Annotated in this window: 10 protein-coding genes; 6 read left to right on the top strand and 4 right to left on the bottom strand. The window is 45.0% G+C overall.

What is annotated here, in order from left to right; translation table 11 throughout:
* Window position 1 precedes the first annotated feature (1 nt).
* Complete coding sequence (locus KVG29_RS09470; RefSeq protein WP_252228163.1) at window positions 2-685, bottom strand: ABC transporter ATP-binding protein; 684 nt, start codon at window positions 683-685, stop codon at window positions 2-4.
* 253 nt (window positions 686-938) lie between these two features.
* The gene (locus KVG29_RS09465) at window positions 939-2,228 is read right to left on the bottom strand and encodes a Gfo/Idh/MocA family protein (protein WP_252228162.1); all 1,290 of its coding nucleotides are present in this window, start codon (window positions 2,226-2,228) and stop codon (window positions 939-941) included.
* A gap of 171 nt (window positions 2,229-2,399) precedes the next feature.
* On the opposite strand from KVG29_RS09465, the gene KVG29_RS09460 reads away from it, so the two are divergent.
* The 4 genes from KVG29_RS09460 to gatB all read left to right on the top strand — a co-directional run bounded on the left by KVG29_RS09460 (window position 2,400) and on the right by gatB (window position 6,962).
* Window positions 2,400-3,287: an AraC family transcriptional regulator gene (locus KVG29_RS09460; protein WP_252228161.1), complete on the top strand. Its 888-nt coding sequence runs from the start codon at window positions 2,400-2,402 to the stop codon at window positions 3,285-3,287.
* Window positions 3,288-3,521: 234 nt separating this feature from the next.
* Window positions 3,522-3,821, top strand: a complete 300-nt coding sequence (gatC, locus tag KVG29_RS09455; RefSeq protein ID WP_252228160.1) for an Asp-tRNA(Asn)/Glu-tRNA(Gln) amidotransferase subunit GatC — start codon at window positions 3,522-3,524, stop codon at window positions 3,819-3,821.
* A 194-nt stretch (window positions 3,822-4,015) separates the two neighbouring features.
* Window positions 4,016-5,482 (top strand): Asp-tRNA(Asn)/Glu-tRNA(Gln) amidotransferase subunit GatA, encoded by a 1,467-nt coding sequence (gene gatA / locus KVG29_RS09450; RefSeq protein ID WP_252228158.1) that lies wholly within the window; start codon window positions 4,016-4,018, stop codon window positions 5,480-5,482.
* 31 nt (window positions 5,483-5,513) lie between these two features.
* Entirely contained in the window at window positions 5,514-6,962 is a 1,449-nt protein-coding gene (gatB, locus tag KVG29_RS09445) for an Asp-tRNA(Asn)/Glu-tRNA(Gln) amidotransferase subunit GatB (protein WP_276576502.1), read from the top strand.
* Window positions 6,963-7,197: 235 nt separating this feature from the next.
* Here gatB and KVG29_RS09440 read toward each other — a convergent pair whose 3' ends face one another.
* Complete coding sequence (locus KVG29_RS09440; protein ID WP_252228157.1) at window positions 7,198-8,472, bottom strand: adenylosuccinate synthase; 1,275 nt, start codon at window positions 8,470-8,472, stop codon at window positions 7,198-7,200.
* 138 nt (window positions 8,473-8,610) lie between these two features.
* Complete coding sequence (asnB, locus tag KVG29_RS09435) at window positions 8,611-10,461, bottom strand: asparagine synthase (glutamine-hydrolyzing) (protein WP_252228156.1); 1,851 nt, start codon at window positions 10,459-10,461, stop codon at window positions 8,611-8,613.
* A gap of 678 nt (window positions 10,462-11,139) precedes the next feature.
* Here asnB and KVG29_RS09430 point away from each other — a divergent pair.
* Complete coding sequence (locus KVG29_RS09430; RefSeq protein ID WP_252228152.1) at window positions 11,140-11,478, top strand: P-II family nitrogen regulator; 339 nt, start codon at window positions 11,140-11,142, stop codon at window positions 11,476-11,478.
* Between the two features lie 301 nt (window positions 11,479-11,779).
* A complete protein-coding gene (locus KVG29_RS09425; RefSeq protein ID WP_252228151.1) occupies window positions 11,780-13,045 on the top strand; it encodes an ammonium transporter in 1,266 nt (421 codons plus the stop codon).
* Window positions 13,046-13,805: the final 760 nt, after the last annotated feature.

The raw sequence follows: 13,805 nt of genomic DNA, 5'->3' as shown, positions 1-13,805 counted from the left end.
TTCATCGCTCATCCACAATCTCTCCATCCTCTAACGTAAATACTCTGTCGGCTATCTCCACCATGCTGGGGTCGTGAGTAGTCATGACCACCGTCAACCCCTCCTTCTCAACCAGGTCTTTGAAAACTTTTACCACCTGCAGGCCAGTATGGGTATCCAGTTCAGCGGTGGGCTCATCGGCAAACACCACCCGCGGGCGATGCGCAATAGCCCTTGCGATGGCCACGCGTTGCTGTTCCCCTCCAGACAGCTCATGAGGTCTGTGGTGCATCCTCTTTTGAAGCCCCACAAATGCAAGGCACTCCTCAGCCCTTTTCTTCCTCTCCTTGGGGTCATAGCCTGCCACCCTCAAGGCAAACTCCACATTTTCATAAGCCGACATCATGGAGATAAGTGCGATAGACTGAAAGACAAACCCCATCTCCTTCTGCCGTACCAGGTCCCGCTTGGATTCCGGCATACCGGTGATCTCGTTGCCGTTGAAGTATATCTTGCCGCTACTTGGTTTATCCAGAGCTCCCAGCAGATTTATGAGGGTGGTTTTGCCAGAACCTGAACGTCCTCTTAGTATGGTCAAAGTGCCTGCTTCTATAGAAATGCTGACGTTCTTCAAGGCGTACACCACTTCCCTGCCAGAAGGAAAACAGCGGCTTACGCCTTCCGTCCTGATTATAACAGGTTTCACCTCAATCACAACCTTTTTAAAGTCAAATGTGCATTTTATCTTTAATGATATACGACATCGTCACATGGCTGTTTTTAATAACGAGAACAACGGCAGTACAGTTATCGATGTTTTCATTTATTTTATATACGACATCGATACCCGTAATTCCTTTTTTTAATGTAATTTATTTATCCAAAAGAAAATGCTACCTTTCAGCCTTTTATCATCAAACCGAAAGGTAGCGTCGTTATCAAGACTAAAGAAAAAATCATTAAAACTTGACCAAGTCATCTATGTCAACGGGCATACCCGTCCTTATGGACTTGTTGGCCGCAATGCCCGTCAATATGGACATGGCGCCGTCTATGTGCGATGCCGCTCTCTTGAAAGGATCTTCAGCGGGAGTACCGAACAAATCATTGAGCATTATGGGGTCAGCTCCGCCATGGCCTCCCTCTCTCTCTTCAATAGGGACGTTGTAGGGTGCACCAAACATAGGAAATACCGTGATGCTCTTCTTCCTTACGGCACCCTCTTCGGTCACATCGCCACCTGCGTTTATATACGTTCTTTCAACCACCGTTACCTGTATACGCCCTTTGTTGCCGTTGAAGGCCACCCTGAAGCCCTCCCATGGCATATATGCATTCAGCGAATAGGTCATTATGGCATTGTTCTTGTAGCGAACCATGACGGCCATGGTATCCTCAATGCTTATACCGTCGCCGAATACGCTCTGGTCTCTCAAGTAACCATCTTCCTTCTCAGCATCCAGGTACATGGCTTTGAGCTGAGGATTCTTATCCAAGTGTATCGCAAAGGGGTCATCCTTAGCAAGTTCGCTGCCGTATGCCCTGTAATAGAACTTGTATATGCCCCGCTTTTCAGCATTCTCACGGCCATAGAACATGAGGTCCCCCATGCTGAATACCGTCTTGGGCTGAGTGTTTAGCCAGAAGTTGACCAGGTCAAAGTGGTGAGTTGCCTTGTGGACAAGCAGCCCACCGCTGTTGCGCTTATCCCTGTGCCAACGCCTGAAGTAGTCGGCGCCATGGTGGATATCGAGCAACCACTCAAAGTGCACAGACAGCACATCGCCGATGGTCCCGTTCATTATGAGCTCCTTTATCTTGGTGTTGTGAGGTGCATAGCGATAGTTAAAGGTGACCCTCAAATTCCTCCCGGTCTTCTTTATGGCATCCAAGATGGCCTGACATTTCACCTCGTCTATGGTCATGGGCTTCTCGGTTATTACGTCGCATCCCAGCTCCATGGCACGAATGATATAAATATGATGAGTGCGATCTATGGAGGTGACGATGACCACATCGGGTTTCTCTTTTCTGATCATATCATCGAATTGATCCGGCGTATAAGTGTTCACAGGCTTTGCCCCGTATTCCTCCTGCAAAACCTTGTTGGCATAGTCCATGCGCACCCTGTTGATATCGCAGAAACCGACGAGCTCACACGTATCCTTAAATGTGCTGGCAATGGCTCCGTAATACAGCCTGGCCCTGCCGCCTATGCCTACCATAGCATATCTCTTTCTTCTAGCCATTTTTGACTACCTCCCAATTGGATTTAAATCTCTTTTTGCGTTTATTATATAGCAATATTTTTATAATTTCTGCTTATTTTTTTGCTTAAATCGCTAAAAACACTTCATATTTTGCTTTATCAATCGGCAAATTTGAGTTAATATTTAATTGGGGAGGAGAATGAAGGGAAGATGACAGGATACAGAACACACAAGGTGAAGAGCGCTCCATTTTTGGTGAAAGTCACCCATTCAAAGAGGCGGGGGCATTTTACCATGCCCGTTCAGCACTACCACCAACATTATGAGATATACTATCTGCTAAACGGCGAGAGGAACTATTTCATCCAGGACAGGATTTACGCCATAAAAAAAGGCGATATAGTTCTCATATATAAGAATGTGGTGCACAGGACCATCGATAGCTCGATCCCCGACCATGAAAGGCTGCTCGTGGATTTTACCGATGAGGCCTTGAATGCCGTGTCTTCCGAGGAAAGAGCCCTGCTCCTGCAGGCCTTTGACATGAGCAGCCCGGTCATCAGGCTTGAACCCTATGAACAGATAATGGTAGAACACCTGCTAAACAAGATGCTGCAGGAGGAACAAGCAAAGGCGCCGGGGTCCAGCATCTGCCTTAGGGCCTATCTTCTTGAGCTGCTGGTATTGCTCGTCCGCTTAAGGGGACAAAAAAGGAAATCTCTGGCAGAGACGATAGAGGCCTCTGATCCCCTACACCAGAAGATTTCGGAGATCGTTCAGTATATAAACAGGCATTACAGCCAAGAACTAAGCCTCACAACGCTTTCCAAAACATTTTATATAAGCCCGTATTATTTAAGCAGGCTTTTTAAACGGGTAACGGGTTTCAATTTTGTAGAATATTTAAACCTCATAAGGGTAAAGGAGGCACAAAAGCTGCTTCAAGGCACCGACATGAAAATCATAGAAGTCGCTCAAAGAGTGGGGTTTGGAAGCGTGGCACACTTTGGAAGGACATTCAAGAGCATCACATCGCTATCCCCATCGGATTATAGAAAAAGCGTTAAACTCGGCCAAGAACCTGCAGCACAACGCTGATTTACTTTAAACCAACCGTGGCTTTACAAAGGTCCTTCCACGCTTCCATAAGCATAACTTAATGCTATCATAAGTATTTCTAAAGTATTTCTAAAATAAAAATGATGTTATAAGTATTTCTAAAATAAAATCGTAAAAATTTTTAAAAATAATTCTTGAAACCGGAAAATAAAAAGTTTATCCTCATATATGTGATGTTTTTGCGTTGATTTTTGATATTGGAGGTAAATTGTTATGGCAATAACAAAAGAAATAATCGAGTACATCGCGATGCTGGCAAGGCTGCAGCTTGATGAAAACGAAAAAAACAGCATGGTGGCAGACATAAGCAAAATTATCTCTTACTTTGACAAGTTAAAAGAGCTGGATACATCCAACATAAATGCCATGGAATTCCTTGTCATGGATGAAGACGTATTTGAGGGCGCTCTGCGGGACGACATCGTCGGCAAATCATACGATAGGGAGGATTTGCTGCATCCCGAAGAAGAGGAAGGTTCAGAATACTTCACTGTGCCACGGGTGGTTGAATAACTCTGGAATTGCATCATGGTAAAAACGAGGCTCCAAAAGCCAATCCGTCTATCCTTTAGTGCCGTTTTTTCTCTTTTACGGGCAAGATACGGTCTCAGAAAATTAGCATATAAAAATAACAACAAAAAGCTTTATTTACAACTTTTACCAAAAACAACATAACATCCAACGCTTAAGAGAACGGAGGGAAGTTCGTGAAGCTTCATGAATACACCATAAGCCAGCTGCATGACCTGATAAGCAAAAGAGAGATCAGCGTACCTGAACTGACGAGATACATGCTAGACAGAATAGAGAGCCTGGATTCAAAGCTTGAGTGCTATATAACCGTCACTGAAAAGCAGGCCATGGAACAGGCCGAAAAGGTCCAAAAGATGATAGACGAAGGCACTTTAAACTCTCCCTTGGCGGGCATACCCATGGGCATTAAAGACAATATATGTACCAGGGGCATACCTACCACCTGCGCTTCCAAAATGCTGAGCAATTTTGTACCGCCTTACGATGCCCATGTGGTTAAAAAGCTTTACGACAACGGGGCAGTGTTGCTTGGCAAGCTGAACATGGACGAGTTTGCCATGGGAAGCTCTACAGAAAGCTCCCACTTTAAAAAGACCAAAAACCCGTGGGATACCGAAAGGGTACCGGGCGGATCAAGCGGTGGATCGGCGGCCGCAGTAGCCGCAGGGGAAGCCATATACGCTCTTGGGTCGGACACCGGCGGTTCCATAAGGCAGCCTGCCTCATTTTGCGGCTGCGTCGGTTTAAAGCCGACTTACGGCCTGGTTTCGAGGTTCGGCCTTGTAGCCTATGCGTCTTCCTTTGACCAGATCGGACCTTTGACCAAGACGGTAACCGACTGTGCGCTGGTTTTGAACGCGATAGCAGGCCATGACCCCATGGATTTAACCTCCTCAAGAAGGCAACACCCCGACTACACAAAAGCGCTGGTAAACGATGTAAAAGGATTGAAGATAGGCCTACCCCGTGAATTTATCGATGACAGCGTACAAAAGGATATAAGGGATGCTGTGCTCAACGCCGTCAAAGTGTTCTCAGACCTGGGTGCGCAATGCGAAGAGATCTCAATCCCCATTATGGAGTATGTGGTGCCTACATACTACATAATAGCTCTTGCTGAAGCCAGTTCCAACCTTGCTAGATACGATGGCGTAAAATTTGGCTACAGGGCTGCCAACCCCAAAGACATGCTGGACTTTTGCATGCGGTCAAGGAGCGAAGGATTTGGCACCGAGGTAAAACGGCGGATACTCCTGGGCACATATGTATTGAGTTCGGGATACTATGACGCATACTACAAAAAGGCCCTCAAAGCAAGAACTATCATAACCCGTGAGTTCAATAAGGCTTTTGAGAAGTACGACATCATCATAGGACCGGTATCCCCCACAACAGCATACAGGATAGGCGAAAAGATCAACGACCCTGTTCAAATGTATATGGAAGATATATTCACGGTCCCCGTCAACATCGCCGGGCTTCCTGCCATTTCAATCCCCTGCGGGTTTGACAGCAAGTCCCTGCCCATAGGGCTTCAAATCATCGGAAAGCGATTTGACGAGACAACCGTTATAAGAGCGGCTTATACATTTGAGCAGAACACGGATTTTCACAAAGCGTGGCCCAGTTTAAACGAGTAAAATTAAATTCTAACCAAAATTGGACAAAACAATGATAGAGGTGAAACCGATGGAATACGAAGCGGTAATCGGATTGGAAGTACATGCTGAGCTATCCACCAAATCAAAGATATTCTGCTCATGTACCACCGAATTTGGTGGCCAGCCAAACACCCACTGTTGCCCCATTTGCCTTGGCATGCCGGGAACGCTGCCGGTTTTAAACAGGAAGGCAGTTGAATATGCAATAAAAGCCGGACTGGCCACAAACTGCACAATATCCCTTTTTACCAAGCAGGACCGAAAGAATTACTTTTACCCCGACCTGCCAAAGGGATATCAGATATCCCAGTACGACCTGCCGCTGTGCAAGGACGGGTACGTTGAAATCGAGACCGAAAACGGGAAAAAGAAAATACGCATAAACAGAATCCACATAGAGGAAGATGCCGGCAAGTTGGTACACAGCGAATACGGCAACTATTCCTTTGTGGATTACAACCGTACAGGGGTGCCGCTCATTGAAATAGTGAGCGAACCCGATATATCCTCGGCAGCAGAAGCAAAGGCCTACCTTGAGAAGCTCAAAGCCATACTGCAGTTCATAGGGGTTTCTGACTGCAAGATGGAGGAAGGTTCCCTCCGCGCCGACGTCAATATCTCTGTTCGTCCCAAAGGTTCCAAACAGTTGGGCGAGAGGACGGAAATGAAAAATTTGAACTCCTTCCGGGCTGTATACAGGGCCATAGAGGCCGAGGTGGCCAGACAAATCGAGGTCATAAAATCCGGTGGAGTGATCCACAGGGAAACCAGGCGCTGGGATGATGCCAAGGGAGAAAGCTATCCCATGAGAAGCAAGGAAGACGCGCAGGATTACAGGTATTTCCCCGAACCCGACCTGCCTCCCTTGATAATTAAAAAAGAGCTCATTGAAAGATTGAAAAATGAGCTGCCCGAGCTTCCCGACGCCAGAAAGCAGAGGTATATATCGGAGTACGGTTTACCCGAATACGATGCAGGGGTTTTAACATCCTCAAAGGAGCTGTCCGACTTTTTCGATGAGGCAGCAAAGGTAAGCACCAACGTCAAAGCAGTCAGCAACTGGGTCATGGGAGATATGCTGCGAATACTGAGGGAAAAGAACATGGAAATAGCCGAAATCCCATTCTCACCAGCATATCTGGCCAAGCTGGTGGCTTTGATAGACAAGGGAGTAATAAACGGCCCTACAGCCAAAAAAGTCTTTGAAGAGATGTTTGACACCGGCAAAGACCCCGAGACAATAGTCAAGGAGCAGGGCCTTGAGGTTTTAAACGATGAATCGGTCCTGCTCGAAGTAGTCGAAAGGGTAATCCAGGAAAATCCGAATTCAGTAGCCGACTACAAAAAGGGCAAGAAAAAGGCAATCGGCTTCCTGGTGGGGCAGGCCATGAAAGCCACCAAAGGCAAGGCCAACCCGCAACTTATAAACGAACTGCTGATAAAAAAATTAGAGGGCTAAAGCCTAAACAGCGCCTCTTCCATGGTAGACCCCTAAACCTCATAGGTCCTGCCATCGATGATCTTCATATACGGTTTTAAATACTGCGGCGGCAGGATACCTCTTTATGTAAGCTCAACCCGCAATCTTATTGGCTTTTCAAAGACAAATGGCTTCAGATGAGGCAATTTCAAAATTGCCTCTTTTGTTTTTTGTTTGATGAGGGCATAGGCTTCACCCCTGTATTCCAAAACATCTACCTCAATATTATGTCTTCCCTCTTCGGGCCGTTTGATATCATCTTAATTGGAATGCCTACGAACTCCTCTATAAACTCCACGTATCTTTTAGCATTATCAGGAAGGTCACCGTACTTCCTGACTCGACTTATATCACATCTCCAGCCAGGAAACATCTTATATACAGGTTTAGCTTTAGGAAGCAGGGGCGTAACAGGGAAGTCTTGCGTCACATCCCCTTGGATGTCGTAAGCAACGCATACGGGTATCTCATCGAGATATCCCAGCACGTCCAGCAACGTTAATGCTATACAAGTTGCACCCTGTATCCTGCAGCCATATCTTGTCGCCACCGCATCAAACCATCCCATCCTTCTTGGTCGACCGGTCGTGGCCCCGTATTCCCCTGCATCGCCACCCCTCTCTCGGAGCTCTGATGCCTCTTCTCCGAAAATCTCTGTTACAAAGGGGCCAGCCCCTACACATGTGGAATATGCCTTTACCACGGCTATGATTTCCTTAATTTCATAAGGCGGGATACCTGCACCAACAGTAGCAAAGCCGGCCAAGGGAGACGAAGATGTGGTATAGGGGTAAATTCCATGGTCTGGGTCCTTGAGAGCGCCTAGCTGCCCCTCCAGCAAAATCCTCTTGCCCTCCTTAATAGACTTGTGCAAAAAAGCAGTGGTATCAGACACCATATGCTCTATCTCTTGTCCCAGACTCAAAAAATCGTTATAAACCCTTTGCCCATCTATAGGAGGAGCATTGTAAAGAGTCTTGAGCCATAAATTCTTAACTTCCAGTATAGAATCTATTTTTTCCTTCAATACGGTAGGATAATAGAGGTCACACACCTGTATCCCAACCTTGTAGTACTTGTCCGAATAAAACGGCGCAATACCTGATTTGGTAGAGCCAAACTGCCTGCTGCCCAGCCTCTCTTCTTCATATCTGTCCAGCAGTATATGCCACGGCATTACCACCTCAGCGCGATCAGATATGAGAATGTTGGGCCGTGGCACCCCTTTCTCTTCCAAAGCTTTCAATTCTTTTATAAGCACCTCTATATTGAGAGCAACGCCCGGTCCTAAGATATTAGTGACATGCTGATAAAACACCCCCGAGGGCAGCATGTGCAGGGCAAACTTTCCGTAACCGTTTATTATTGTATGCCCTGCATTGCTCCCTCCCTGAAACCTGACCACTATATCCGATTCTGCCGCCAGCATATCGGTAATCTTGCCTTTCCCTTCATCGCCCCAATTAGCACCTACAATAGCTTTAACCATCGTATACCCTCCAAACAACAGTTTTTCATTTGCATTCTCACTGATAATTATATTTCTTCTGAGAGCGCCAGTAAAATTCACGGTTTTTATTCAACATATAAGTTATAGTTATATTCTCTGTGCACTCTATAAGTAAAATCAGACTATTACGTTAATGCCATATTGCCTAAGCCATATGTCGATTTGAATTAAATATGCGCAAAACTGGGGTCCGCTCATGAGCTGTCCAAACCACGGCGTATCATCCTGACCGCTTATTACCTGCTCAATCAAAGCCTTCACAGCACCAACATCTATCAACTGCACAAGGGGCGACGAAGAACAGCTTATTATCCTCTTTAGCTCACACACCACCGCTTGCGTATATGATGGGTTATACGTCTTTGGATAGGGATTCTTCTTCCGGCTCAAGACAGGCTTCGGCAGTACTCCCTCCAGCGCTCTTCGAAGAATCCCCTTTTCGCGCTGCCCCCATGTCTTCATCTCCCAGGGAATGTTCCATACATATTCCACCAGCCTGTGATCGCAAAAAGGCACCCGCACTTCAAGCCCTGTAGCCATGCTCATCCTGTCCTTTCTTTCCAGAAGCTGGGCCATAAACCACGTTATGTTAAGATAAAACATTTCCCTCCTTCGCTTCTCCAGCCAACCCTCCCCGTCAAGATAGGGTACTTCGGCCAGTGTATTTCTATACGCTTTATCCACATATCCTTTGAAATCTATTTTTGAACGCAGCTCTCTAGAAAGCACAGACAGCCGCTTATCAAGGAATCTAGACCAGGGAAAAGTATTACTTTGAAGCAAGTCCTCTCTATGGAACCAGGGATAGCCACCAAATATTTCATCAGCACACTCACCAGATAAAGCCACAGTTGCGTGCTTCTTTACTTCCCGAAACAAGAGATATAGCGAAGAATCTATGTCGGCCATTCCGGGCAAATCGCGGGCACGGACAGCCGTTGCCAAAGCATCCACCAGCTGGCGAGTGTCAACTTTGACTGTACGGTGGTACGTCCCTAGAAATTCCGAAACCAGCCTTACCCACCCTTCGTCCGAATCCGGCTGAAACTGGCTAGGTCGGAAATAACTCTCATTCCCTGTATATTCGATAGAAAAAGTGTGCAATGGTCCCATTCCTTTTTTATCATATGCTTGTGCTGCAAAAGCCGTTAAAGCACTGGAATCCAGGCCCCCTGACAGCAAGGTACATACCGGTACATCAGCTATCAACTGCCGCTCTACAGCATCTTGTAATAATTCACGCACCTTGAACGCTGTGGTATCGATGTCATCGGTATGGGGTAGGCTTTCTAAAGCCCAGTAACGCCACGCATTAATGCCCCGCCGCGTATACAGCATACAGTAACCTGGCTTCAATTCTTTTATATCCCGGAATACGCCATGGCCGGGCGTCCGGGTTGGACCCAGGGCAAAGATCTCGGCCAGGCCTTCTTCATCAACGCACGGATGTACATCAGGATGAGCCAGCAACGCCTTTATCTCTGAACCAAAAAGCAGGGCATTACCCTTTTTCACATAAAAAAGAGGTTTGACGCCAAACCTGTCCCGCGCTAGAAATAGGCATTGATTCATCTCATCCCAGATGCCAAAAGCAAATATGCCGTTTAACCTCTTTACGCATTCTGGTCCCCATTCTATATAGGAAACCAGAAGAACCTCGGTATCTGAATAGGATTGAAACTCATATCCCAGGTCCTTGAGCTGAGCCCTTAACTCCTGCGTATTGTACAGCTCTCCGTTGTACACTATAACGAAGCTTTTATCCCCTATCTTGCGTCCCATGGGTTGCCCTCCACCCTCAGGGTCCACTACTATAAGCCTTCTGTGCCCCAACGCTACGTGCCGGGATACCCACATTCCCGAAGCATCGGGGCCGCGATTTACAAGAGTATCCATCATATTTTTTAGTATCGCCGTCTGTCGCCTTAAATCATTTTCCCAATCTATCCAGCCCACAATCCCGCACAAATTCTTTCACCCCTTTTCAAGCCATAATCAAGATATTGAATCTAACAAGCCAATATGATTTAACAACAGGAATTTCAACTCCACGCAAATTACATTAAACAAATGTATTCGCATACAGTATTCAAGGTCCATACGAAAAAGTTATGTGTCTTATAAGCATATATAAAGCTATATTTATAGCATAACGTTAATAAAGCGTCATACCATAAAAGGAGAGTCATAATCGGATTAAAACAATGCAGTTTCCACATAGGATAATTAAGGTAAAAGACGAATTTTCAATCGGTCTTTACCGGTTATGCAAGTTAAATTTTTAAAAATTGCATATTGCAAATTATCGAAAAATATGTTAGTGTTATAATATAAATATATCGTCGTACAATGTGGTACGAGTTGGCTGGCAAAGGCGCTTTAAGGGACAGTTATCCCAAAAGCGCCTATTTATTTTGCTGTAATTACATCTGATTCTAACGAGATTTTTACAAAATTCCATCAGAAACCATCCATGGATGATAAAGGGTTAAAAAATAAAACCGGCCGGCCCAAGCCAGTAAAGTAAATCATAAAGTTATTTGTCCAATTATTGTAAATTATTTAAATTTTTAGGCAATTGCAAAATTATGATGCTATGATTTACGGCTAACATTAATTCCAAATTTTATGAAGGAGGGAAATGCCATGAAAAAGATAGAAGCCATAATAAGGCCTTCCAAACTTGAAGATGTAAAGGAAGCGCTGAATCAATTTGGGATACACGGTATGACGGTAACCCCCGTCACCGGCTGTGGCATGCAAAAGGGCCATAAGCAGTTTTACAGAGGCAGCGAATATTCCCTAAACTTGCTTCACAAAATCAAGATCGAAATTGTGGTAGAAGACGAGCGCGTTGAAGACATAATACGCATCTTTGAAAATACCGCTAAAACAGGAGAAGTAGGCGACGGCAAGATCTTCATATATGACGTCATAGATGCCATAAGGATCAGAACGGGCGAACGCGGCAATCTAGCATTATAGACCTTAAACTGTAAATTTTCCTGCTCTATGTATCTCTGTATATTATACGAGTCATTAGATAAATCTATATGCAAACTCAACTAAAATGACTTGCAAAATTCCGATGAACTGTAGTATTATCTATTTGTAATACAATAGTGATATAATAACGATGCAACGAGGCATCAACTATAAAGCAAAGGCGCTTTGTGGAGAAAATCCATAAAGCGCTTTTTTGCTTTATAAGTATAAAGCTCCTAAATCCGACTGGCGCCAGTCCCCTGTTTCGGAACTTTAATAAATTGTGAAAGGAGAGAATGACATGACTTTAGATGCGTTGATTAAAGCCATCGACAACGTTTGGGTTTTGATCGCTGCATTCCTTGTGTTCATCATGCAGGCAGGGTTTGCTATGGTAGAAACAGGACTTACCCGTGCCAAAAATGCGGGCAACATCGTCATGAAAAACCTCATGGATTTTTGCATAGGTTCGCTAATATATTGGGCAGTTGGATTTGCCATAATGTTCGGAAAAGATATAGGCGGTTTCTTGGGTGGCAGTGGATTTTTCATGCTCAACAGCTTTGAGCATTTGGAACTTAATATCCCCTTGGAGTCCTTCCTCATTTTCCAGACGGTGTTTGCCGCCACTTCGGCTACCATAGTATCAGGTGCCATGGCGGAAAGAACAAAATTTATCGCATATTGCATATACAGCGCCATCATATCGTTGATCATTTACCCCGTCGTCGGGCACTGGGCTTGGGGCGGTGGTTGGCTATCCAAACTGGGATTTATTGATTTTGCCGGTTCTACCGTAGTCCACTCAGTTGGCGGTTGGACCGCCATGATAGGCGCTTGGATGGTAGGCCCGCGTTTGGGGAAATACTCAAAAGATGGAAAAGTCAACGCCATTCCGGGCCACAGCATTACGTTAGCCGCCCTGGGCACATTCCTGTTATGGTTTGGTTGGTTTGGCTTTAACCCGGGCAGTACCTTATCAGGCACAACCGAAGCCATAGGCCACATCGCGGTTACCACTAATTTGGCCGCAGCCGCCGGCGCCACCTCTAGCATGATTTATACTTGGCTTAAGTACAAAAAGCCGGATGTCAGCATGACCTTAAACGGTGCTTTAGCTGGGTTGGTGGCCATCACGGCAGGCGCTGCGGCGGTAAATCCCGCCTCGGCCGTCATAATAGGCACAGCCGCGGGAATCTTGGTGGTGATATCGGTGGAATTCTTCGAGAAAAAAGCGAAAATTGACGACCCTGTGGGAGCCATTTCGGTTCACGCCGTGTGCAGCTCATTCGGAACCATCATGGTAGGCCTTTTTGCAACCGACGGAGGTCTATTCTTCGGGGGCGGCACAAGCCTATTGCTGATTCAACTACTGGGCGTTTTGACCACATTTATATGGACCGTAGCTACTTCGTTCATACTCTTTAGCGTCCTAAAAGCCACTGTAGGTCTGAGGGCTTCTTCTCATGAGGAAATTAAAGGCCTTGACCTGGAAGAGCATGGTTCAGTAGCATACGGCGACTTTGTAATAAAATCCTTCATGGAAGAACAAATTTCAATAAATTGACAGCCTGCAGCATAAGAACAAGGAAGGGGTATATTTGTGGGATATACCCTCTTCCTATCTCAATAAATTTTTCATCTTCATCAACAACATTTTAAAACCCAGAAACCAAACCGGTTTTATAGTCCACGTGATATTTTATCTGTTTGGCTTTATTTTAATAACTGATGCAAAAAAAGCGGCTTGTAAGCCGTTTTGAACACCATGTAAACCTTAGAAAAACATTAACCAGAAAAGCAAGGTAATTCCTGTTGTTACTCTCAGGGTAATTTTATACACCAATAATGATAAAAGTAAGATGTATTGTAGGAGAAAAAACTGGACATAACCTGTTTGTTATTTAGAGACTGTCCAAAATTTTGTGTATGGATGAATAATGAAGCTCCTTTCTGGTCAAAATTAACAACATAAAATCAGAAAGGGGTGTTTTATTATGGGTGTTCTACCAAAAGAATTGGTAACTCTTGTTCTGCAAATTTGAAAGTTAAATTACCAATATTGGTTATATAATCCTATATTGGTATAATAGCACTAAACATTTAAGCAACAAGCTTTAATTTGGAGTATATGTCCACCAATGGAACATCATTCTTTGCATGGTAATACACAAAATCTACAAAATCTTTTGTCAATAGTGGATTTAAATTGACCCATTTTTAACAGATAAAATTTGACCCACCCTGGCTTTTTTAAAAACTAGACGTTATTACGCGGGCTAGCATATAGCCCGGTTTTTAACCTGTCCTTTAGGCGGTAGCTGTTG

Source organism: Caldicoprobacter algeriensis, assembly GCF_023838525.1.
GTDB classification, from domain to species: domain Bacteria; phylum Bacillota; class Clostridia; order Caldicoprobacterales; family Caldicoprobacteraceae; genus Caldicoprobacter; species Caldicoprobacter algeriensis.
This window is presented reverse-complemented; position numbering and strand designations above follow the sequence as displayed.